This window comes from Streptomyces sp. NBC_00989 (genome assembly GCF_045162655.1).
In the GTDB taxonomy this organism is placed as follows: domain Bacteria; phylum Actinomycetota; class Actinomycetes; order Streptomycetales; family Streptomycetaceae; genus Streptomyces.
In genome coordinates this window covers 11,497,626-11,518,169 of sequence record NZ_CP108728.1, presented here as the reverse complement: position 1 = coordinate 11,518,169, position 20,544 = coordinate 11,497,626, and the positions used below count along the sequence as shown (strand labels likewise).

At 67.1% G+C, this 20,544-nt stretch carries 20 protein-coding genes and 3 pseudogenes; 8 read left to right on the top strand and 15 right to left on the bottom strand.

Features of this window, described 5'->3' with window-relative positions:
* The first annotated feature begins 1,105 nt into the window (after positions 1–1,105).
* Positions 1,106–2,344: pseudogene (locus OG714_RS52075) on the top strand (PP2C family protein-serine/threonine phosphatase).
* A 77-nt stretch (positions 2,345–2,421) separates the two neighbouring features.
* Here the strand turns inward: OG714_RS52075 and OG714_RS52070 are convergent.
* The 3 genes from OG714_RS52070 to OG714_RS52060 form a co-directional block, all read right to left on the bottom strand.
* A complete protein-coding gene (locus OG714_RS52070) occupies positions 2,422–2,589 on the bottom strand; it encodes a hypothetical protein (protein WP_406131483.1) in 168 nt (55 codons plus the stop codon).
* A gap of 37 nt (positions 2,590–2,626) precedes the next feature.
* Positions 2,627–2,983, bottom strand: coding sequence for a PRC-barrel domain-containing protein (locus OG714_RS52065; protein ID WP_406131482.1), 357 nt, complete (start codon positions 2,981–2,983; stop codon positions 2,627–2,629).
* Positions 2,984–3,205: 222 nt separating this feature from the next.
* Positions 3,206–3,805: a hemolysin III family protein gene (locus OG714_RS52060; RefSeq protein WP_406132231.1), complete on the bottom strand. Its 600-nt coding sequence runs from the start codon at positions 3,803–3,805 to the stop codon at positions 3,206–3,208.
* On the opposite strand from OG714_RS52060, the gene OG714_RS52055 reads away from it, so the two are divergent.
* Positions 3,800–3,949 (top strand): hypothetical protein, encoded by a 150-nt coding sequence (locus OG714_RS52055; protein ID WP_406132253.1) that lies wholly within the window; start codon positions 3,800–3,802, stop codon positions 3,947–3,949. The genes OG714_RS52060 and OG714_RS52055 overlap by 6 nt on opposite strands.
* Positions 3,950–4,552: 603 nt before the next feature.
* Here the strand turns inward: OG714_RS52055 and OG714_RS52050 are convergent.
* Positions 4,553–4,756 (bottom strand): cold-shock protein, encoded by a 204-nt coding sequence (locus OG714_RS52050; protein WP_266771059.1) that lies wholly within the window; start codon positions 4,754–4,756, stop codon positions 4,553–4,555.
* Positions 4,757–5,001: 245 nt separating this feature from the next.
* Positions 5,002–5,340, bottom strand: a complete 339-nt coding sequence (locus tag OG714_RS52045) for a MerR family transcriptional regulator (RefSeq protein ID WP_406131481.1) — start codon at positions 5,338–5,340, stop codon at positions 5,002–5,004.
* Positions 5,341–6,219: 879 nt separating this feature from the next.
* Here OG714_RS52045 and OG714_RS52040 point away from each other — a divergent pair.
* Both OG714_RS52040 and OG714_RS52035 read left to right on the top strand, forming a co-directional pair.
* A pseudogene (locus OG714_RS52040) lies at positions 6,220–6,608 on the top strand (ATP-binding protein).
* A gap of 46 nt (positions 6,609–6,654) precedes the next feature.
* Positions 6,655–7,014, top strand: a complete 360-nt coding sequence (locus OG714_RS52035; protein ID WP_406131480.1) for a hypothetical protein — start codon at positions 6,655–6,657, stop codon at positions 7,012–7,014.
* Between the two features lie 117 nt (positions 7,015–7,131).
* On the opposite strand, the gene OG714_RS52030 is transcribed toward OG714_RS52035, so the two are convergent.
* The 8 genes from OG714_RS52030 to OG714_RS51995 all read right to left on the bottom strand — a co-directional run bounded on the left by OG714_RS52030 (position 7,132) and on the right by OG714_RS51995 (position 14,814).
* Positions 7,132–7,440, bottom strand: coding sequence for an SCO5918 family protein (locus OG714_RS52030; RefSeq protein WP_406131479.1), 309 nt, complete (start codon positions 7,438–7,440; stop codon positions 7,132–7,134).
* 49 nt (positions 7,441–7,489) lie between these two features.
* Positions 7,490–7,894 (bottom strand): CBS domain-containing protein, encoded by a 405-nt coding sequence (locus OG714_RS52025; RefSeq protein WP_406131478.1) that lies wholly within the window; start codon positions 7,892–7,894, stop codon positions 7,490–7,492.
* Positions 7,895–7,940: 46 nt separating this feature from the next.
* Positions 7,941–9,434 carry a DEAD/DEAH box helicase gene (locus tag OG714_RS52020; RefSeq protein WP_406131477.1) on the bottom strand — a complete coding sequence of 498 codons (1,494 nt, stop codon included), beginning with the start codon at positions 9,432–9,434 and terminating at the stop codon, positions 7,941–7,943.
* A 354-nt stretch (positions 9,435–9,788) separates the two neighbouring features.
* Positions 9,789–9,992 (bottom strand): cold-shock protein, encoded by a 204-nt coding sequence (locus tag OG714_RS52015; protein WP_149547173.1) that lies wholly within the window; start codon positions 9,990–9,992, stop codon positions 9,789–9,791.
* A 720-nt stretch (positions 9,993–10,712) separates the two neighbouring features.
* The gene (locus OG714_RS52010) at positions 10,713–11,459 is read right to left on the bottom strand and encodes an ANTAR domain-containing response regulator (RefSeq protein ID WP_406131476.1); all 747 of its coding nucleotides are present in this window, start codon (positions 11,457–11,459) and stop codon (positions 10,713–10,715) included.
* A 12-nt stretch (positions 11,460–11,471) separates the two neighbouring features.
* Positions 11,472–12,326, bottom strand: coding sequence for a GAF and ANTAR domain-containing protein (locus tag OG714_RS52005; RefSeq protein ID WP_406131475.1), 855 nt, complete (start codon positions 12,324–12,326; stop codon positions 11,472–11,474).
* Positions 12,327–12,349: 23 nt separating this feature from the next.
* Positions 12,350–14,215 carry a CheR family methyltransferase gene (locus OG714_RS52000; protein ID WP_406131474.1) on the bottom strand — a complete coding sequence of 622 codons (1,866 nt, stop codon included), beginning with the start codon at positions 14,213–14,215 and terminating at the stop codon, positions 12,350–12,352.
* Positions 14,215–14,814, bottom strand: a complete 600-nt coding sequence (locus OG714_RS51995) for a chemotaxis protein CheB (RefSeq protein WP_406131473.1) — start codon at positions 14,812–14,814, stop codon at positions 14,215–14,217. The genes OG714_RS52000 and OG714_RS51995 overlap by 1 nt, the downstream gene beginning before the upstream one ends.
* Positions 14,815–15,239: 425 nt before the next feature.
* On the opposite strand from OG714_RS51995, the gene OG714_RS51990 reads away from it, so the two are divergent.
* Positions 15,240–15,626 carry an STAS domain-containing protein gene (locus OG714_RS51990; RefSeq protein ID WP_406131472.1) on the top strand — a complete coding sequence of 129 codons (387 nt, stop codon included), beginning with the start codon at positions 15,240–15,242 and terminating at the stop codon, positions 15,624–15,626.
* Between the two features lie 10 nt (positions 15,627–15,636).
* On the opposite strand, the gene OG714_RS51985 is transcribed toward OG714_RS51990, so the two are convergent.
* Positions 15,637–16,386: a transposase family protein gene (locus OG714_RS51985; RefSeq protein WP_406131471.1), complete on the bottom strand. Its 750-nt coding sequence runs from the start codon at positions 16,384–16,386 to the stop codon at positions 15,637–15,639.
* 75 nt (positions 16,387–16,461) lie between these two features.
* Between OG714_RS51985 and OG714_RS51980 the strand changes: the two genes are divergently transcribed.
* Together OG714_RS51980 and OG714_RS51975 are read left to right on the top strand one after the other, a co-directional pair.
* On the top strand, positions 16,462–17,700 hold the full coding sequence (locus OG714_RS51980; RefSeq protein ID WP_406131470.1) for an integrase: 1,239 nt from the start codon (positions 16,462–16,464) through the stop codon (positions 17,698–17,700).
* Between the two features lie 966 nt (positions 17,701–18,666).
* Positions 18,667–18,807, top strand: a pseudogene (locus tag OG714_RS51975) (IS5/IS1182 family transposase); the annotation flags it as partial.
* A 168-nt stretch (positions 18,808–18,975) separates the two neighbouring features.
* Here OG714_RS51975 and OG714_RS51970 read toward each other — a convergent pair.
* Positions 18,976–19,533, bottom strand: coding sequence for a TetR family transcriptional regulator (locus OG714_RS51970; protein WP_406131469.1), 558 nt, complete (start codon positions 19,531–19,533; stop codon positions 18,976–18,978).
* An 87-nt stretch (positions 19,534–19,620) separates the two neighbouring features.
* Between OG714_RS51970 and OG714_RS51965 the strand changes: the two genes are divergently transcribed.
* Positions 19,621–20,538, top strand: a complete 918-nt coding sequence (locus OG714_RS51965; protein WP_406131468.1) for an oxidoreductase — start codon at positions 19,621–19,623, stop codon at positions 20,536–20,538.
* Positions 20,539–20,544 lie beyond the last annotated feature (6 nt).

The window sequence follows — 20,544 nt, the reverse complement described above, 5'->3', positions numbered from 1 at the left end:
GGAGAGCACACACCGGACCCGTCCCGCGTTGGGTGAAGTCGAGTTGATTGGTTTCAGGCGACTGGTGGAGCGGGTGTCAAGTCACACACCGCCGGACACCTTGTTGGCAACCCTCGACAAAAGGTCCCTGAAAAGTCCCTGGCCTGGCGCAGATCGCGTCCACCCATACCGAATCCGCAGGTCATCGACATGATCAGAAGCGGCCGACATGTCCGTGAAGTACAAGGAGACGGCGCGCGGGGGTCTCACGGTGAACATCATCGAATGCTGAAAAAGTAGGCCATGACCAGCGCGTTCATGTCTTTCAGCGCTGTCAGGGCCTTCCCCGCTTACGCGGCGGAAAATCCCTGGACGCTCCCTGAGACAGGCGTGAAAGTCCCTGAAAAGTCCCTGGGATGTCCATAGGCTGGGACCCGTTCCGAGGCTGAGAGAGGGCGCATCCGGCCAGGGAGAGCACTTCCTTGAGCAGGCGCCCCGCCCGGTTCTTGGAACCATCCCGGCGGGTGCGGAGAGCGCTTCCTCGGCCATCAGCCCATCCGTCCCGTGGAGGGACCATCCCCGCACCTACGCGAGGTAACGACACCTACGCATTACAAGACCTGGCGGGATCTTGCCGGATGGTTCCGGACACTTCTTCGGTGTCTGAAACCACCAGGTCAGGACAGATACCGCTCTGCACTCAGTCCACGCAGTGATGGTCTCTGCCACCTCATCCGCTCACGCATCGCTCACGCATCGCGTGTCGCCGAGCAGCGGCTTCATGGGAACCACCAGGGCGACACCGACAGCCAAGGCGCGCGGTTGCGGGGAGGCCGGATGCTAGGCCGGGCCAAGGTCGTGCGCAATCCAGCCCGGTGCATCTCAGTCCCGCGGACGTGACCGGTGACTTGACCGCTCGACGGGTGGTTGGCCGATAAGGCGCATCTGTTCAGGCACTCTGTGGTGCACTAGCCCTTCTGGCACCGGGTTCGGCGCCGCCCCCTCGCGTACCAGGGCGGGAGCCCCGGGCACCAGCTAGCAGCGAGGAGTCACCGTGACCGTACGCGAGCATGACGGGCACGGTGGGCCGACCACTCCCGTGAACCGGGGTGGCCAGGGCAGGGTGATGACCTTGGCGGGGACACTGGCCGCAGCGGAGACAGCGGCACCCGTGGAGTCACTCGACGTGGTCGCGCGGATGCTCAGGGAGCACCTCGGGGCCGCGTCGGTGTCGTTCCTCATCACCGACTTCACCGGCGGCTCGGTGGTACGGCTGGGTGCGGCGGGCAGCGTCGACACCGATGAACCCGCCCGGCGCATCACCCTGCGGGGCACCCTCTACGACGACGTGATCCGCACCCAGCAGCCGAGCGTGGAGGACAAGGGCGGGGGCGCACTGGTGCGGATCATCGCCCCGGTGACCAACCGCGGGGACGCCATCGGGCTCCTCTAACTGTTCCTGCCCGCGGCACCCGACGCGGAGACCATGGGAGAGATCGGTGAGACCGCGCACGCGCTGGCATACATCGTCATCGCGAACCGGTCCTTCACCGACGTGTACCAGTGGGGCCGCCGCACCGTCCCGCTCAGCCTGGCCGCGGAGATCCAGCACCGGCTGCTCCCCGCTTCGCTGGCGTGCGAGGCCGCGCAGTTCGCCGTGGCCGGGGCGCTGGAGCCGGCCGACCACGTCGGGGGTGACACGTTCGACTACGTCATCGACCGGGACACCGTCCAGCTCTCCGTCACCGACGCCATGGGCCACGATGTCAACGCCGCGCTGCTGGCCACCCTCCTGGTGGGCGCCCTGCGCCGGGCACGCCGGGCCGGTGCCGACCTCGCCGAACAGGCCCGCCAGGCCGACCAGGCCATGCGTGAGCACGGCCGTCAGAGCTACGTCACCGGTCAGCTTCTCCGCATCAGTCTGATCGACGGCACAACCGAGTTCATCAACGCCGGCCACCCCTGGCCGCTGCGCATGCGGAACGGCGAAGTGCAGGAGATCACTCCGAAGATCGACATGCCGTTCGGCTTCCACGCCCCTCACACCTGCCGGGTCCAGTCGCTGGACCTTCAGCCGGGCGACCGGCTGGTGATGCTGACCGACGGCATGCTGGAGCGCAACGCCAACAGTCTCGATCTTTCGGACCTGATCGTGCGCACCAGCGCGCTGCACCCCCGTGAGGCCGCCCGCACTCTCATCGGGGCGATCGTCGACGCCAACCACGGCCACCTGCAGGACGACGCGACCGTCATGTGCCTGGACTGGCACGGCGTCGATCACTCGGAGCGGGACGCCAACACCGGCGCCGACCTCACCGATGCCTCCGCGCCGTCACGGACAAGGCGGGCACCTTCTGCGCGATGACCCGATGCCTGCTCCGGCATCCCGCTGCGTCCGGTCCCCGGGCGGGGCTGCCCGGGGCAGCTGCCCGGCTGACCGCGTCACCGGGGGAGACGCCTGCGACGGCGGCCCAGGCGCAGGCCCAGGAGGACGAAGTCGGTGGCCAGAACCACCACACCGATGACCAACAGGTAGAAGAGGCCCTTCGCCACCACACCGATGATGCCGAGCACAACAGCCACAAGGACCAGTAGGAGAAAGAGAGCCATCGGTGTCACCTCATGGTGGGGCACATTGGTGGGGGAATCAGCGGCGGGCGAGGCGACGCTCGCCGCCCTCACCAGTTCGGTAGGCGAGCTCGTAGTGCGCGAAAACCGTCTTCTCGTTCTCCGCGAGCAGTTCGCCGTCCGTGCCGATCGAGGGTGCTTCCTTGACCTGCTTCTTGTCGTAGGCGACCTTCAGATAGCCGGGACCGACCGTCGCATCGCCCAGGGGGACGAACACCAGCCGGTGCCGGGTCGGCAGGCCGACCCTGACCGTCGCGAACGCGGGCTGGTCTGTGGCCGTGTCCACGTAGACCGCCTCCAGGACGCCGATCTTGTGCTGCTCATGGTCGACCACTTCGTGGCCCCGCCATTCCCTGATGTCTTGCGCCTCGAACACGGCAGCCCCTCTGTCGCAGGTCAGCTGAAGACCGCTGGCGTCACGTTCTCCTCCCTCCTTACCTGTCCACGGAGCGTCACACCCTTCAGAGCAGCCAACTTGTAGGCCGGACGGCTGACGACCTTCACACGCGGCGCGATACCTCGGCGACAGCCCGGCCCGTTCGCGGTCCAGCGCGCGGCAGCGCGGGCGATGAGCGGCGCGGCCGGAACGCTGTCGCTGTCAGTAGGCGGCCAGGGAGATGGCGATGTAGTGCGCGGTGAAGGCCGCCACGGTCAGGGCATGGAACACCTCGTGGAAGCCGAACCAGCGGGGTGAGGGGTCGGGGTGCTGGAGGGCGTAGACCACCGCGCCGGCGCTGTAGAGGAGCCCGCCGGCCACGATCAGGATGAGTACGGCTGCTCCCCCGGTGTGCAGGAAGTCGGGCAGGTAACGCACCGGCGCCCATCCCAGGGCGAGGTAACACGGGGTGTACAGCCAGCGCGGAGCTCCGACCCAGAAGACCCGGAACGCGATACCGGCCAATGCGCCCGCCCACACGATCCACAGCAGCAGGGACCGCTGGTCCGGCGGGAGGAGAAGCACCGCCAGGGGTGTGCAGGTGCCGGCGATGATGAGGAAGATGTTGGCGTGGTCGAGACGTCGCAGGAGTGCCTCGCCGAGCCGCCCCCAGGTGCCAACGTGGTAGATCGCGCTCGTTGCGAACAGCATCCAGGCGGTGACCGAATACACGGCGCAGGCCAGGGCCGCCTGCGGGGTCCGGGCCAGGCAGACGAGAACGATGCCTGCGATCAGTGAGGCGGGGACCATCGCGGCATGCAGCCAGCCACGCAGCCTCGGCTTGATCGGTTCGGCCAGGTCAGCCGCCCGCTCGACCAGAGCGGCAACCGGATGAACTTCTTTTTCTGCTTCATCGCCGACTGGTCCGACGGGCGGCCGGTCTCCTCGACTCTCCGCACTCCGTGAGGCACCGTGAATGTGTTCGACTTCAGCGACGTCGCGGGATACGGCCCCTCGCCCCCTCTCGGACTCCTGGGCATCACCGGTGATCATGCGGTCATGCTAGAAGACGGCACTGGGACGCCATTCCGGGAGGTCGGTCGCGAAGCCGCCGTCCATGTCGTCGGCATGGTGGTCCGCCGCTGTTTCAATTCCGGGCCCTCGTTGATACTGCCGTCCATTGGGCCTGCCGAAGCCGAGTAGATCGGCCGGCCATGGGAGCGATCAGGACTTACGAACAGGCATTCCGCCCGGCTACGTCCAAGGATCGCATCGCGGCCCGGCTGATCGGCAAGGCGTACGGCGAGGTGTGCGAGCCGGGGACGACGCTCGAATCGGCCGGGTCTCGTGCAGGGCGTCTACAGGATCTGTTGTGCACAGGATCAGGGCCGCGCAGCAATGGCTGGGCGGCCCTGATCTGTTGAGTGAATCTGGGGCCGGCGTGACCTCGGCCGCAGAGTTCCTGAGGTCCGGTCCCCGTTCCCTGTGTCCGGGTGAGCAGCACGGCGCGCACAGTCGGCGGCAGTCACGGACGCGGCGTGCGCGATCCCCCGAGCAGGACTGCGGAGGTCAGGCCGGGCTGATGTTTTCGGCCTGGGGGCCCTTCTGGCCCTGGGTGACGTCGAACGTCACGACCTGGCCCTCCTGGAGCTCACGGAAGCCCGACGAGTTGATCGCGGAGTAGTGCGCGAAGACATCCGGGCCGCCGCCGTCCTGGGCGATGAAACCGAAGCCCTTCTCCGCGTTGAACCACTTCACAGTTCCCGTAGCCATGTCTCATGCCTTCCAGTCGATGAACGCCTCCCACTCCATGTGGAAGGCGGAGGTGATCGCCCTGGTCCCTGCGACACAGCACAGCAAAACGCCCACGCCAAGAGCGTGGGCTATAGGGAAGTCCGAACCACGACAGCTGACACAGACGCTACATGCCCACACCTCGCGTCACCAGGGAAAGCGATCACCCCGAACACCAGGACCGGGTGTACGGCGGTGCCCGCCGATGCCGGCGGGCCATCTTCTCAGGGCGTGGTCGTCGGGTTCGCCGCTTCGGCAGCGCGGCGGTATTCGGCGTTGATGCGCTGGGCTTCTTCGAGCTGGTCTTCGAGGACGATGATGCGGCAGGCAGCCTCGACGGAAGTGCCGTGGTCGACGAGTTCCCGGGCGCGGGCCGCGATGCGCAACTGGTAGCGGGAGTAGCGGCGGTGCCCGCCCTCGGAGCGGAGCGGGGTGATCAGGCGCGCTTCGCCGATGGCGCGCAGGAAGCTCTGGGTGGTGCCGAGGAGTTCGGCGGCCCGGCCCATCGTGTAGGCGGGGTAGTCCTCGTCGTCAATACGGCCGAACGAGTCGTCTGCTGTCATCTGCACCTCTCTGTGGAACGCGTCGAGGGGCCCTGGTGCTGGATCGCACCAGGGCCCCGAAGGAACTCTTACACCATCTGCCGGCCCTCGTACTGCGCCGGCCTTCTGTTTCCGCAGACCCGACCGGCATGCTGCCGGGGCTGCTGGGATCGCGGTTGCTTGACCGGAGACCACCTCACTATCGATGTCCTGCGGTACCCGGGTTCAAGATGTCGGCCCGGGCGATCCTGATGGCGCTCGGCTCCTCCGTTCTTCCCTCTGGGATCAACTACTTACAAGCGGGGTACTGCGCACTGCTGGTGATACGAACTGCTCAGCGGCCTGTGACAGCGCCGCTCTCCGGCAGCCAGCCCCGTCGCCCGTCCTGCGTCTGCCCTGGCTTGGAACCCCACTGCCGAACCTCCCGGTGCGCGCGTCCGCAGCCGACGCCTTCACCGAGGTGCTGCTCACCTACTTCACTGCTGGGTACCGCGAACTGCACTTTCGGGTACTGCCACGGCGGCCCCTGATCACTGCGGGCCACCCGGTACGGTCGTCAGCCGCGTCGCCGTCCTGCAACCGCTCTGGCTTCGCGACTCCACCACCGCACCGTCCTGCGAACTGCACTTGCATGTACTGCCGCCCGGCAGTTCGTGTCTGCCAGGCGCTGCTGTTTCTCTGGGCTACGAGAGAACCATAACCACACCCCCGACATGATGTCTACTCTGACAAACGCAGATTTCCGCGCGTTCGACAGAGAGGCAATCGGCCTCGAACAGTGACCGGCGCAGGAGGAAGGGCTTCAGCGCCTGGTTAACTCTGGTTAACGGGGCACAGGCGGGGGAACGAGGCACGGCAGGCAGAACCGGACATCGACGATCCAAAGACCGGGGAGACCTGATGAACACCATGAGCGTCAACGTCGCGACCGTCCGCTCCGCGACCTCCGTCGCCGGTGCACGCGAAAGCGCCCGGGACTTCCTCGGAAGTCTCCAGCGTCCGATCGCAGCCGGGGATGCCGACACCGTGGTCCTGGTCGTCTCGGAGCTCGTCACCAATGCCCTGCGTCACGGCGGCGGAACCTGCACCTGGACCTGACCGCACACCCGGACGACATCGAGGTGGCCGTCTACGACCACAGCGCCGAGATGCCGCGCATGCGCACCCCCGACCTGAACGACGGCACCGGAGGCTTCGGCTGGCCCATGATCAACCGCCTCGCACGTACCACCGCAGTCACCTGCCAGGCGGCCGGCGGCAAGACCGTGAGCGCCCTCCTCGCCCGGTGACGCCACCGCTGAAGGAGCCGGATGGCCGGCAAATATAATCTGCCCCATGTCGAAGCATGACGAGCTGCTCGTTGACATCGCCACCGTGGTGGAGTCCGGGCAGAGCAACCAGATGTCCCTGACCGTGGTCACCGGCGGCGCTGTCATCACCGGCCGGCTGGCTCCCGAAACCGTGTGGAGGCGGAGGGTGTCGGAGGTGCTGACGGATTCCGCCCGCCTGGGAGAGTTCTCCGCCGTCTTCGACACCCCCGCGAAGGGGGACGGGCCGCCCACTCATCTGCACTTCCACGTCGCCCGAATTCTTCAGGGCACGGTGGGGATCCCGGAGACGGGCGGGATGTACCGGGTCGCGATCGACGACGTCAGCGCCTGGACCGTGGGCGACTTCAGCTATTCCGACCACTGATATTCCGGCCGCTGAGGAACCATGGCGACGGGAACCCGTCGCACGCAGTGGGCCCGGCCGACTTGCGTCGGCCGGGCCCACTGCTGTTCAGGTGTCGGCGCGTGCCTGTCGCGTCGGTCAGACGGACATGGGAGTGCCGAGCATCGCGGAAGCCTGCCGGAGCGAGCCGAGGATGCCTACGGGTACGGCCTTGGGGAGGGCGCGGCAGGTGAAGCCGAGCCTGGTCATCGCCCGGCGGACTTCGTCGGCGCTGAAGTCGCGGCGGTCCTGGCGGGTGATGACCTGGCCGACCTGCCTGACGGGGTAGTGACGGCGGCCGATGATCACGGACTCGCCCATGACCTGCTCGGGCTTGATGCCCTTCATCGATTCCAGCACACCGCTCTTGGTGAGCTCGAAGGGGAAACGGGCGATGACGCAGCGCATGGGGCCTCACAGGGAGAAGGGGAGAACGGTCCGACCAGGGTGAGGCGGATCAGCGGGAGAGGGCGAGGACGCCCAGGGCGCCGCCTTGCCCGACGACCACTGGCAGGGCACCGAGCCGACGGGAGCGCATCGCGTGCTCGGCTTCGGCCATCGTCATCACGGGTGACGTGAACGACCGGTGGTCGCCGAGGATGTCGCGCAGGCGGACGCGGTCCGTGTAAGCGGAGTTGTCGCGCACGGCGGTGAGTTCGGTCCGGGTGACCAGGCCGGTGCACTGGCCGTCTTGGTCGCAGACGACAAGTCGGCCCGTGCGGGCGGCGGCCATGACGGACAGCGCCACCTCGACGCTCATGTCGTCCCAGACCTGCGGTCCGGCCACCTCCACGACCTCAGCCAGCGTCCTGTGCACAGGGCCGGCGTTCGCCGGACGGGGCTGCGTCTCAACCAACGTCAAAAGATGCCTCCTGCAGAGATGGGTCAGCTTCCTGATCACGAAGGTTCTAGGCCGCCGCACCGACGACGGACTGGCGTACGGGCCCGCGCCGGGCTCCCGAGGAGGGGCGGCGCCGGCCCCTGGAGGAGGCGCTGCGCTTGGGGCGTTCGGCCATCGGTACGGTGATGACGACCGGGATGCCGGACGGAGCCTGGGCACCGGTGATGCGGTTCAGTTCGGCCTCGCCGGGGCGGACCTCGGTGATCTGAGGCCGGATCCCGGCGTCCGACATGAGGCGGGCCATGCCGCGTCGCTGGCCGGGTGTCACGAGGGTGACGACGCTGCCGGACTCGCCGGCGCGGGCGGTACGGCCACCGCGGTGGAGATAGTCCTTGTGGTCGGTCGGCGGGTCGACGTTGACGACCAGGTCGAGGTTGTCGACGTGAATGCCTCGCGCCGCCACGTTGGTCGCCACCAGCACGCTGACGTGCCCCGTCTTGAACTGGGCAAGTGTGCGGGTGCGCTGCGGCTGCGACTTGCCGCCGTGCAGCGCGGCAGCCCGTACCCCGCTGTTGAGGAGGTCCTGGGTCAGCCGGTCGACGGCGTGCTTGGTGTCCAGGAACATGATCACCCGGCCCTCGCGGGCGGCGATCTCGGTCGTGGCTGCGTGCTTGTCGGCGCCGTGGACGTGCAGGACGTGGTGCTCCATCGTCGTGACCGCACCAGCCGACGGGTCGACCGAATGCACGACGGGATCGGTGAGATAGCGGCGCACCAGCAGGTCGACATTACGGTCCAAGGTGGCGGAGAACAGCATCCGCTGCCCCTCCGGGCGCACCTGGTCGAGCAGTGCGGTGACCTGCGGCATGAAGCCCATGTCGGCCATCTGGTCGGCCTCGTCCAGCACCGTGATGCCCACCTGGTTCAGACGGCAGTCGCCGCGGTCGATGAGGTCCTTGAGCCGGCCCGGGGTAGCGACGACGATCTCGGCCCCGCCTCGCAGCGCGCCGGCCTGCCTGCCGATCGACATCCCGCCCACCACGGTGGCCAGCCGCAGCCTGACGGAACGGGCGTACGGAGTGAGCGCGTCGGTCACCTGCTGCGCCAGCTCACGCGTCGGTACAAGGATCAGGCCCAGCGGCTGGCGGGGCTCGGCACGCTGTCCGGCCGTACGGGCGAGCAGGGCGAGACCGAAGGCGAGGGTCTTACCGGAACCGGTGCGCCCGCGGCCCAGGACGTCACGGCCCGCCAGAGTGTTCGGCAACGTCGCACCCTGGATCGGGAACGGTGCGCTCACACCCTGCCTGCCGAGTTCAGCCAGCAGTTGCTCGGGCATGTCGAGATCGGCGAAACCCTCGACGGCGGGAAGCGCGGGGGTGATCGTCTCAGGGAGCGCGAACTCACCCTGCACCGCGGCGGGCCGGCGGCCGTAACCGCCGGAACGGACAGGCCCACCGGAACGGCGCGGTGCCGACGAGCCGTAGCGGCTGCCGCCCTTCCCGGCGTCGGCGCTGCCACTACGGGTGCGGGCAAAGCGGTCGTTCGTACGTGTGCGGTTCATGCGGAACCTTCCTCGATGTGGCACATATCAAGGAATTCCCACAGCGTTGAGCAGCACGGAGAACCACAAGTATGGACCGGCAACAAAAGCAAAATGTAAAAGAAAGCAGATCTGGCCGACGGAAATCCACGCGGGCACAGGTGCTGAAATGGGTGACGTGACGGGGACGCACCATCAGGATGTCGACCGCGGTGCGGCTCAGGGCGGGGCTGCATCTCTGAAGGATGGGCCGCGCCTGGTGAGGCCGCGGATTCCTCCGAGCCGTCCCGCAGATGAAACCGTCACGGGAAACACGTGTAGCTGGGGCCCGCACCCCGGAGGATGCGGGCCCCAGCTACAGAGTGCTCGTCAGCGTCAGGCCGGGACGATGTTCTCGGCCGTCGGGCCCTTCTGGCCCTGCGCGATGTCGAAGGTCACCTTCTGGCCTTCCAGCAGCTCGCGGAATCCCTGGGCGGAGATGTTCGAGTAGTGGGCGAACACGTCAGCGCCGCCACCGTCCTGCTCGATGAAGCCGAAGCCCTTTTCCGCGTTGAACCACTTCACGGTACCGGCAGCCATGTCATATCTCCTTCGGGGCAGTACATCGGAATCCGCACCGTGCGGACACCGTGTCGCCGCAATGATTACCCCGCCCGGAAAACGACCGGAAAATACAAAAGTGCTCTCCCCGACCGAAGCCGAGCGGGAGCACTTGAAGTTTCGGGAACCAAAACTGCAACTGGAATGAACCGTAGCACGCCGCTACGACCCGCGTCGGTCAAAAAATTCCACTCCGCCCATTGCTACAAAAACTCTCGCTGGATGGTCCGGAAAACTCTCACCTCACAAGCACAGTTATTGACTCACTCACAGCGCAACGTTCCGGAAAAGCGGAGTCGTCAGCCGCAACCAGGGCCGCCCCAGCGCGGGAAGGTCCGCGCCTGTCCGCAAGATCGAATTGAACAGGATCACGTCCCCTGTGACGCAACACGAGTGCGTCAGGCGAGATTCCTCCAGGGGCCGTCGGTCCTCAGACGTACGCGACCGCCTGAGGTGCGGTGGAGCTGCGTGCCGTCGGAGACAACAGCCCGGGTTGTCCGGAGTTCGGGCCCGATTGTTGTGTGGCACCGGCTGCCAGGCCGGCGGGCGCCTGCATGTCTTGGCCCCTCAGCATGCGCCACTATTAATGAGAGATGCCGCTCACCGGACCAGAGCCCTTTGATTCCGTGAGCGACGCCAGAAGCCTGCGGAGCACTTGCGGACGGACCGGAGCAGGTCGGCGACCGCAACCGCGATGCGTCACGACGCGGGATCGGTCAGCTCGGGATCCGCATGTCCTTCGATCACCTCACGGGCCACTTCCCTCAGCGGTCGCTGACGTGATCGGGCATGTTTGCGCAGAAGGTCGAAGGCTTCGTCCGGGGTCACCTTCCGGCGGGTAGCGAGTACGCCCTTGGCCTGTTCGATGACGACGCGGCTGGCCAGTGCCTGTTCCAGTTGGGCGGCGAGTGTCCGGCTCCGGTCGACCTCGCGGGCACTCTCCAGGATGACGGCGGTGAAGTCCGCAAGTGACCTGCCGAGAACCAGCGCCTCCGGGGAGAAGGTACGCCCTGCGCAGGACAGCAGGATGAGCGCACCGCTCGCTCCGCTCGTTCGGGTGTGCTCGCCCAGAGGGAGGGCCACGACGTGCGAGTAGCCCAGGCTCAGCGCCTGTGGGGTGTAGTGCGGCCACCGCCGCCTGGTGTGACTGTTATCGAAAGCGGCCTGAGCCCAGGGCCCTGCGCCAAGGTGGTGGCAGTCGTGGCCGGGACCCTCTCGCCATCCGACGGCCTCGTGTTCCAAGTGGAACACCTGAGGGTTGGAGCCCACCACACGCGCCGCGTCGTAGCCCTCGGGGGTGAACACCACGGCCGCGGCACGCGTGCCCAGCAGGGCCGGGGCGCGGTCGGCCAGGACGGACAGGGGTCCGGGCACGTCTGACGAACTGTCCGCCGTGCTGCCGGCCAGGGCCACGAATGCGTCGGCCAGGCGCTGTTCGGGCGTCATCGTGCCTCTTCCTCAGGTGAGTTTCAGGTCTCCGTGCACGATCTGCCGGGCGACGGCGTCGGGGGACATGTCCTCGGCGAAAGCCCGGGCCTTGATGAGTGCCAGCGCGTCGCCGACGGAGCAGCCGATCCGCGCGGACAGCACGCCCGTCGCCTGCTGAACGATGGCTCGGACATCGGTTCCGCCGTAGAGGTCCGGGTCCGCGTCGGGGTCGAGCAGCACGATGCGGGTGAGGGCCTCGGCCACCTTGGTGAGGTGGGCAGGCCGCACGTCCCCGGGCCGCGGGTCGAACACCGTCAGTGACCCGATGCAACTGTCCTGCGTGCGCAGCGGTACGGCGGCCACCGAGGAGATGCCCAGCGAGACCAGGGAAGGCCCGTATCCCGGCCAACGCGCCGCGATCTCAGGCCCGGACACATGCACCGGACGGTATCCCGCCGCCGCATCCTGGCCCGGACCTTCACCGAGTACGTACTCCAGGTCCTGAGCCGTACGGGACAGTTGGTCGGACACGGCGACCGCGAGCTGGTTCTGCTCCGTGTCGAGTAAAGTCACCGCCGCGCTGCCGGTACCGCACTCCTCGGCGACCACCGTCATGAACCGCGGCTGGGTACCCCGCCCTCCAACCCAGGCTGTCGCGCGGAGGGCGAAGTCGTCCTGGAGGCGGGCCGAGGCGCGATGGCACTCAGCGGTTCGGCGGTGCGTCCTCGCGATCTGGGTGTGGAACTCCCGGCCGGGTTTCCTCGCCAGCAGTTCATGCCGCTCGGCGGCCGCTTCCGCCCTGTCCGCGCGCTCACGGGCCAGCGCGGCACGTCGCCGTGCCACCGCTGCCAGCCCAGGGTCCTCCGTACGCCCCTGCGGGTCCATGAGTCCGAGGCTACGCCGCAAGGTCAGTCGGCGTCGTCGCTTCGGCTCTCTTCCATCATCAGGACGACGCCCCCGTGGTTCCCGCCGAACGGGGAGAAGAACACGTCGCAGGTGATGGGCCGGCCGATGCGGCTCGTGGCCTCCACGCCGACCGGGCCGGAGCGTTTACGGGTCTCCAGACACCGCTCCACGACTGCCCGCAGCATCTGGGTGGGCAGCCCGAAGTCCAGCTCGAAGAAGGGTTCGCCGATCACCTCGTCCGCGCGCAGTCCCCACAGGTCGACGGCGCCCCGGTTCCAGCTCTTGACCTTCAGGTCCTCGCCCAGAACCACCACACCCGCCGCGATGCTCGTCAGAACCGCCTCCAAGAACGCCCTGGCCTCGTCCAGTTCGTCCGTACGGATGCGCATCTCCTCGTTCATCGTCTCCAGTTCCTCGTTGCCGGACTGGAGTTCTTCGTTGGTGGTCTCCAACTCCTCGTTGGTGGACTGGAGTTCCTCGTTCGTCGTCTCCAGTTCCTCCACGCTGGACTGGAGTTCTTCGTTGGTCGTCTCCAACTCCTCGTTGGTGGACTGGAGTTCCTCGTACGCCGTCTCCAACTCCTCCCGGACCCTTTTGACCTCGGACTTGAGATGCGTGGCGACGGTCACGTCGGTGAACGAGATCACGGTGGCAACGTGCAGCGCGCCGGGCCCGGAGATCGGCTGGATGAGGATGTCGAAGTACTGGACCTCCTCGCCCACCCGGCGCTCGACCCGGTTGACCCGGAGAGTCCGGCGTTCGTGCGTGGACTGGTCGATCAGGGAACGGAGTTCGACCGGCCGGTAGGAGACCTCCAGATCCTGGAAGGGGCGGCCGATGTCACCGGTGGTCAGGCCGAGCTGGGTCCTGGCCTGACCGTTGATCACCACGACGGTTCCGTCGCCGTCAAGCGAGATCAACGGGGTCGGCCCGGCGTCGAGCACCAGGTCGCGCAACTGCCGAGCGCGCGCAACCGAGTTCCCCTCGGCGCCTGTGCCCGTCCTGAGCTTCAAGGGGGCCGGATGATAGGTCAGTCCGTTGCTGCCGACCCGGCGCCGGAAGACACGCTGACGCATGTTCACCACTTCGAACCGCTCGCTGTCGTTCAGCAGCATCTCGGCCTTGCCGAGGAAGAGGAAACCACTCGGGCGCAGGGCGAAGTGGAAGCGGTCGACGATCTTCGTCTGGGCCTCGACGTTGAAGTACATCAGGGCGTTCCGGCACACGAGCAAGTCGAGCCGGGAGATCGGGGCGTCACGGGTGATGTCGTGCCGCCCGAAGATCACCCGCCGCCGCAGGTCCGGGCGGAAGCTGAACTGCGCGCCGTTCTGCTCGAAGTACTTCTCCCGCATCTCCGAGGGAAGCGCTTCCAGCGACTTCGGCGTGTACAGCCCCGACCGGGCCTCGCGCAGCGCCTCCTCGTCGACGTCCGTGGCGTAGATCTTGACGCGGCGCAGGCACTCCTCGATACCCAGTGCCTCCGCGAACATCGTGGCCAGCGAATACGCCTCCTCGCCGCTGGAGCAGCCCGCGCTCCACACCCTGATCTCCTGGTCCGGATCGAGAGTCGTCAGCAACTCGGGCACGACCTCGTGCTGGAGAAGGGTCCACGCCTCCGGGTCGCGGAAGAAGGAGGTGACGTTGATCAGGATCGTATTGAAGAGCGCGCCGAATTCATCCGCGTTGGTCTCCAGGAGATCCCGGTAGTCCGGGTGCGAGTGGATACCGACGTCCGTCATCCGCTTGTGGATGCGGCGGGACAGTGTGGAACGCTTGTAGCCGGTGAAGTCGAAGCCGCGGGCCTCGCGGATGAAGACGAGCAGCTCCTCCAGCGCCTCGTTGCCTTCGGAGTCCTGCGGTGCACCCATCACTGCCTCTTGGCCTCGACAAGTCCGCGTACGACCGCGGCGATGTCCTCAAGAGGTAGCACGAAGTCCACCGCTCCCGTGTCCACCGCCGACTGCGGCATCCCCGAGAACTCGGCGGTTCGCGGATCCTGGGCAATTACCATGCCACCGCGTGACTTGACGGCGTCAACTCCCATGGCGCCGTCCTGGCCAGTCCCGGTGAGCACGCAGGCGATCGCCTCCGCCCCGTAGGCACCGGCGACCGATTCGAAGAGAAGGTCGGCGGAAGGGCGTACGAAGTGGACGAGCTCGGAGTTGGACAGGCTCAGGGTGCCGTCGGAGTCGACGAGGAGGTGCCGGTCGGGAGGGGCGATGTAGACGGTGCCGGGCAGCACGTGCTCCTCCGCCTCGGCGAGCTTGACCCGAAGCGTGGTTCGGCGCGCCAGGACCTCGGCCAGCACTGTCCGGTGCCGCGGATCGAGGTGCTGGACCAACAGCACCGGAACGGGCAGGTCGGGGCCCAGCGCGCCGAGCAGCGCACTCAGGGCCTGGATGCCGCCCGCGGACGACGCGACGGCGACAACGCTGTAATGATCTGCGGGTGCCTCGTCGCGCGTCACGGCATGAGCGTAGCGGAACGGGGTCGGCCGCTGAGGAGCTGAAGCTGTCGGCGGGCGCCCCGGTTCACGGCCGACACCTTCCGGAGTGACTGCCTGGTCCGATTGCACCCTTTAGGCTCCTTATCAAGAATATAAGCAAAATTACACCCTGAAGAGGGAACCCACTCCAAGGCGAAGCGTTTCGACTCAGAGACTCGGCCTGCCCCTGACGTGGGTCGGCCTAAAGTCGCCCCTGCCGTCACCCGAACCCCCGGTGGCTGTGCACATCCGTTGTCGCCCGCTTCCCCATCGAGGCGAGCATCTCGCGAAACCCACGGAGACGCAGCGATGCCACGGGAGCCCACCTCTTCCGCCCAGCAGATTCACATCCACGAGACGCAAGGCGAACCGTCGTCCAACTGTTCGACGAGATAGACATAGCCGTCGTGCTTCTGATCACCGCCGAGGTGGACGCAACAACAGACCGTCCGAATTCCTATGTCGTGGTCGATCTCCACCCTGTCGAGTTCCTCGACTGCTACGGGCTGGGGTTGCTGTGCCGTGCACGGCGACGCGCCGAGGAACGGGGCGGACACCTGACCCTCGTCTGCCCCCAGCCGGGCATCCGCAGGATGATCCGGATCGTCGGCCTCAGTCAGGTCTTCGTCCTGACCGACACACTGGACGAGGCACTCGACGGTCGCACATCCGTGAGTAAGGGGGCAGGTCCGTTCGACGGTGGCCGTTGGCCGTCGCCGACACCCGGCGGCGGCCATCCCTGTCTTGGCACTCTTGAACGGCGGCTGATACGCAACTCGGGTGGGGCGGGATGAATGAGCTTCTTCAGCGTTGCCGCTCCAGGGTGAGGATGGCTTTGGCGATTGACGTCATGCGGTTTGGACTGCACCGGGATCTGCGGAAGATCTGCCAGGACTTCAGGCGTGCGACGCCGCGTTCGACCGGTGCCCGTGCCGCGGCCAGGGCCCGGTTGGCGGTCTTTTCGGTGAGGGTGAGTTCCTGCAGGGGCCTGCGTTTGATGCCCGTGGTCACCCAGGGGCCGCCGCCCTGGTAGGCGAGGTCGGCCAGGATGGGCACGCCCTGGCGCTCGCAGATGCGGATGATCCGGTGGGTGCGGGCGGCGGTCAGGTCGTGAGATCGGCCCGACAGCGCGGGTGAGATCCACAGCAGCCTGCCGCCCGGATCGGTGACCACCTGCACGTTCACTCCGTGCCGGCGGTGCTTGGCCGAGTAGTCGGCCCGTGCGTCGCCGACCCGGTCGCACTCGGCGAGCGTGCCGTCCAGCAGGACGAAGTCCGCATCGGCCTCGCGCAGGGCCTTCAGCAGACCCGACGCACGGTCGGCGAGCAGGTGGATGACCGTGCTGGTGTAGGCGTTGGCGGTGGACTCGCTGATCCCGAATCCGGCAGCGATCTTCGCCAGAGTGGTGTGTTCGCGCAGGTACACCAGTGCCACCATCGCGCGCTGGGACGGCCGGAGCTTGCAGCGCCGGTCACCCTCACGGGTGACGACGAGCATCGTCACCCGCTCCACGAGCGCATGGGGCAGGTCGAGTGCGGCAGGATGGATGACCAACGAGGCCCCCGAGCAGCGTGGTTGAGACGTCAGACATCTCGATCAACAGCCCGGGGGCCTCGCCCGTTGCGCTTCATGGACCATCACCTGATTGGTGGCCAACTCGAAGAAGCTCATTGGTGGCCGAGCCGGACTGACGAGCCCTCAACCGCGGGGCCGATGCGCAGCCGGATCTGGAACCACATCATTCCGATCTTGGGCGACCTCTCCCTCCGGGACATCGACGCCTCGGCATTGCGCTCGTTCAGGGCAGCACTGCTCGCCCGGGTCGAGGACACGACGGCCGAAGTGATCTGGGGCCACTTCTCGTCCATCCTCAACAGTGCGGTCGACGACCAGCGACTGTTGCGGAACCCCATCAAGGTCCACCGGAGCGTCAAGCCGCCACGGCGTACGGAGAAGAAGGCTAAAGCCTGGGCTCGATCCGTCGTCGACGCGGTCCGCTCCCACCTTCAAGAGCGCTACAGGTTCGCAGTCGACCTCGGGCTTGGGCTCGGCCTGCGCCAGGGAGAGGCCTTCGGCCTAGCCGAAGACGACTTCGACTTCGAAGCGGGCGTCGTACACATCCGGCGTCAGCTCAGGTGGGACATCAAGGGACGGCCGTACTCCTGCCTCCCCAAGGGCGGCAAGACGCGCACGGTACCGCTGCCTCCCAACCTCGCCGCCCGAGCACACGACCACTTCCGACGTTTCCCATCCACCCCCTGCACGTTGCCGTGGCGGAACCCGGAGCCCCCGGCCAACGCCCTGGAGACAAAGCAACGCAAGCCGATCACCGTGCAGTTGGTGCTCACGACCTTGCACGGCAACCGGATCTACTACCGGACGTGGAACGACAAGAGCTGGAAGCCCGCACTGGCAGGGGCAGGTCTCATCCAGGCGGTGGGCGAGAAGGTCCATCGCTACGGCGGCCGGATCCGGCGGAGCCCGAACTACGTGGCGCCGCGCGAGGACATGTTCCATGTCCTGCGGCACACCTATGCCAGTGTGCAGTTGGAGGCTGGCGAGTCGGTGGTGAGCCTGTCCGTGTGGCTCGGACACTCCTCACCGAAGATCACTCTCGACCACTACGCTCACTTCATGCCCGGTGCCGGCCGACGCGGCCTGGCCGCCATGGATTCGCGGCTGGGACAGGGCCAACCGCAGATTGTCCCTGAGAAGTCCCTGCTGACCGGATGGATCAAGAAACTGACCCCGAATCCGCAGGTCAAGGAACTGATCGCATCCGGGACCACCATGAACGTGAAGTACAAGGAGACGGCTCGGGGCGGGCTTGCGGTGAACATCATCGAGTGCCGAAAAAGTAGGCCATGACCAGCGCGTTCATGTCTTTCAGCGCTGTCAGGGCCTTCCCCGCTTACGCGGCGGAAAATCCCTGGACGCTCCCTGAGACAGGCGTGAAAGCTCCTGAAAAGGTCCTGGGATGTCCATGGGCTGGGACCCGTTCCGAGGCTGAGAGAGGGCGCATCCGGCCAGGGAGAGCACTTCCTTGAGCAGGCGCCCCGCCCGGTTCTTGGAACCATCCCCGCGGGTGCGGAGAGCGCTTCCTCGGCCATCAGCCCATCCGTCCCGTGGAGGGACCCCGCACCTACGCGAGGTAACGACACCTACGCATTACAAGACCATGAGCGTTCGTGTTGCCTAGTTCCTTGTCGTGCTGTCCAGTGATGTTTTTCCTGATCAGAGCACGTGCGACTGGTTGGTCGGCGCTACCCCGTGACGCGCGGTCCAAAGGCGTCTGTCCACCGGCTGTCCGCCGGTGGAACTGCCGGAAGTGGCCAGCAAGGCACCACATGGCTGCAAGCGTGGCTGCCGACGAGGCCAGACGGGCACACGCGGATGCTTGTCCGATTTCGACAAATGCACCTTCGTCGCCGTCTGCTACCGAGCGGTGTCGGCCCAAGCCAGAAACCGCGCCTCCCGCACGGCGGCGAGTCTGCGGGGCCGGTCGACGTCGATGGGCGTCAGAACGCGGCCTTCGACAAGACCGACTCTGGTCGATCGCGCAGCGGACGGCGCCGGCACGCTGATCGGGAAGTGCTGGCTGCGACCGCGTTTGTGGCCACGACGACTGCACCTGGCAGCAGTTGCTGTCCGTGTCGTTCGGGCCATCGGCGGCGACCGCGCACCGCCGTTTCACAGAGTGAACCAGGGCCGATGGGGCTGGGGAAGCCGCAGGCGCTCGGCTGCACGGACATCGGCACCATCCCCATACGGCAACGTCGGCCTCCACGACCACAACTGAGGTGATGGCGCCGAGGTCGCGCGCGGACCGCGTGCGCCTGGCGCGACGACGGCACCGACTACACCATCCATGACCTGCTGCGCCGCCAGGCGCGGGAGATGGCGCGCCGGAAGGCGGACCCGAGCATGGTGGTGCTCGACACGCAGAGCGTGCAGGCGGCGGCCGGGGTGCCCGCACCGCCGCGACCGCCCACTCGCCCCGGACGAAGCAGCGAACCGGATATAAGGTCTCATACCGCCCTCTCGGGTCCGCCGGTTCGGCCGCACCGTCATCGAGGCCACCGCCTCGGAAGGCGCGGACGAGCGCGACCGACCTGGCGGCCGATGGAAAGCGCGGGTCGCACATCAGGGCGTGACCAACGCCGCGACCGCTGAGGCCACCAAGGCGCGCCGTTCAGGTTCGGGCACCAGGCCCGCCACGTCCTCTCCGGGCAAGTGCCACATGTTTGCCAAGGTCAGCACCAGGGCCAGAATGTGCGCCGCGGGCCGCGCCGTCGTCACCGTCCCGCGCCGCTGAGCCTCGGTGATCGCCGCGACTTTCTCGGACATGGAGGCGGCCACGGCGGTGCGCTGCGAGGAGTCGCCGCGTTCGAGGTCGTACCACTTGAGAAACCGCATGACGTCGGGGTGTGACGCGCCTGCGTCGTGCAGGTGGCCCGCATACTCGGGCAGGCGATCTGCGTCGATCGGCACGGACGCGACGATCAGGTCGACTATCCGGTCGAAGACCGCGTCGAACAGTTCGGCCTTGCCCTCGTAGAACGAGTAGACCAGCCCCGGACTGATACCCGCACGTCTGGCCATCCGGTCGATCCGCGCTCCCGCCCGGCCGAACTCGGCGAACTCCGCCAACGCGGCTTCGAAGAGCAACTGCTTCTTGGCTTCGGGATCCCGGGTGCGCATCCGCCCACTTTAATTAATGAACGTTCATTTGACAAAGCTTCGCTCCACCCGCACGATGACTATTGAAAAATCGTTCAGTAAGGGAGCATGATCACGATGAGTCACTGGACCCCGGATGCAATCACGGACCAGGCTGGACGCACGGCCCTCGTCACAGGCGGCAACAGCGGCATCGGGCTGGAGACCGCACGTGTGCTCGCTGCGCGTGGCGCGCGGATCATCCTTGCTGGACGCAGTGAGGCCAACCTCGACAAAGCGGTGCAGCAGGTGCTCGCCGTGGCGCCGAAGGCCGAGACCGGCACGCTGGTGGTCGACCTGTCGGACCTCGCCTCGATCCGCGAGGCGGCCTCTCGCATCGCCGAGACCGAGACGATCGACCTGCTGTTCAACAACGCCGGGGTGATGAACCTGCCGACCCGTCAGAGTACGCGCGACGGGTTCGAGATGACCTTCGGTACCAACCATCTCGGCCACTTCGCGTTCGACGCGCAGCTGTGGCCCGCCGTTCTCCGCTCCCCAGCCCCTCGGGTGGTCACGGTCAGTGCGATCGCCGCGCGCTGGCCCATGGGGCGGCTCGAGGACCTGATGAGCGAGAAGAGCTACCGGGGCATGGGTGCCTACGCCAAATCCAAGCGCGCCAACATCGTCTACACCCTCGAACTCGCCCGGCGCACCGCCGGCACGCCGCTCAAGGCGCTGGTGGTCCACCCGGGGGCCGCGATGACCAACCTTCAGCAGCACGGCAACGGCACCCTGGCCAGGGTGTTCACCCCGATTGCCGAGCGCTTGCTCATGGGTTCGTCCGAGGGCGCCGCGTGGCCGTCGCTGTACGCCGCCAGCACCTCCGACGTGGTGAGCGGGCAGTTCATCGGCCCTTCGGGACGCGATCAGACCTCCGGCACACCGAAGCCGGTCAAGCTCCCCCGCGGCGCGGACGATCCGCAGCAGGGCGCACGCCTGTGGGCGGAGAGCGAACGGCTGACCGGAGTCGCTTTCCGGCCCTGATACGCC

What these genes read in the sequence shown, in the direction of transcription:
- OG714_RS52070 (WP_406131483.1), bottom strand. Translation starts at nt 2,589, where the DNA reads ATGGCTCTCTTTCTCCTACTGGTCCTTGTGGCTGTTGTGCTCGGCATC.
- OG714_RS52055 (WP_406132253.1), top strand. Translation starts at nt 3,800, where the DNA reads ATGCAGCCAGCCACGCAGCCTCGGCTTGATCGGTTCGGCCAGGTCAGC.
- OG714_RS52050 (WP_266771059.1), bottom strand. Translation starts at nt 4,756, where the DNA reads ATGGCTACGGGAACTGTGAAGTGGTTCAACGCGGAGAAGGGCTTCGGT.
- OG714_RS52045 (WP_406131481.1), bottom strand. Translation starts at nt 5,340, where the DNA reads ATGACAGCAGACGACTCGTTCGGCCGTATTGACGACGAGGACTACCCC.
- OG714_RS52035 (WP_406131480.1), top strand. Translation starts at nt 6,655, where the DNA reads ATGTCGAAGCATGACGAGCTGCTCGTTGACATCGCCACCGTGGTGGAG.
- OG714_RS52030 (WP_406131479.1), bottom strand. Translation starts at nt 7,440, where the DNA reads ATGCGCTGCGTCATCGCCCGTTTCCCCTTCGAGCTCACCAAGAGCGGT.
- OG714_RS52020 (WP_406131477.1), bottom strand. Translation starts at nt 9,434, where the DNA reads ATGAACCGCACACGTACGAACGACCGCTTTGCCCGCACCCGTAGTGGC.
- OG714_RS52015 (WP_149547173.1), bottom strand. Translation starts at nt 9,992, where the DNA reads ATGGCTGCCGGTACCGTGAAGTGGTTCAACGCGGAAAAGGGCTTCGGC.
- OG714_RS52010 (WP_406131476.1), bottom strand. Translation starts at nt 11,459, where the DNA reads ATGACGCCCGAACAGCGCCTGGCCGACGCATTCGTGGCCCTGGCCGGC.
- OG714_RS52005 (WP_406131475.1), bottom strand. Translation starts at nt 12,326, where the DNA reads ATGGACCCGCAGGGGCGTACGGAGGACCCTGGGCTGGCAGCGGTGGCA.
- OG714_RS52000 (WP_406131474.1), bottom strand. Translation starts at nt 14,215, where the DNA reads ATGGGTGCACCGCAGGACTCCGAAGGCAACGAGGCGCTGGAGGAGCTG.
- OG714_RS51980 (WP_406131470.1), top strand. Translation starts at nt 16,462, where the DNA reads ATGGACCATCACCTGATTGGTGGCCAACTCGAAGAAGCTCATTGGTGG.
- OG714_RS51970 (WP_406131469.1), bottom strand. Translation starts at nt 19,533, where the DNA reads ATGCGCACCCGGGATCCCGAAGCCAAGAAGCAGTTGCTCTTCGAAGCC.
- OG714_RS51965 (WP_406131468.1), top strand. Translation starts at nt 19,621, where the DNA reads ATGATCACGATGAGTCACTGGACCCCGGATGCAATCACGGACCAGGCT.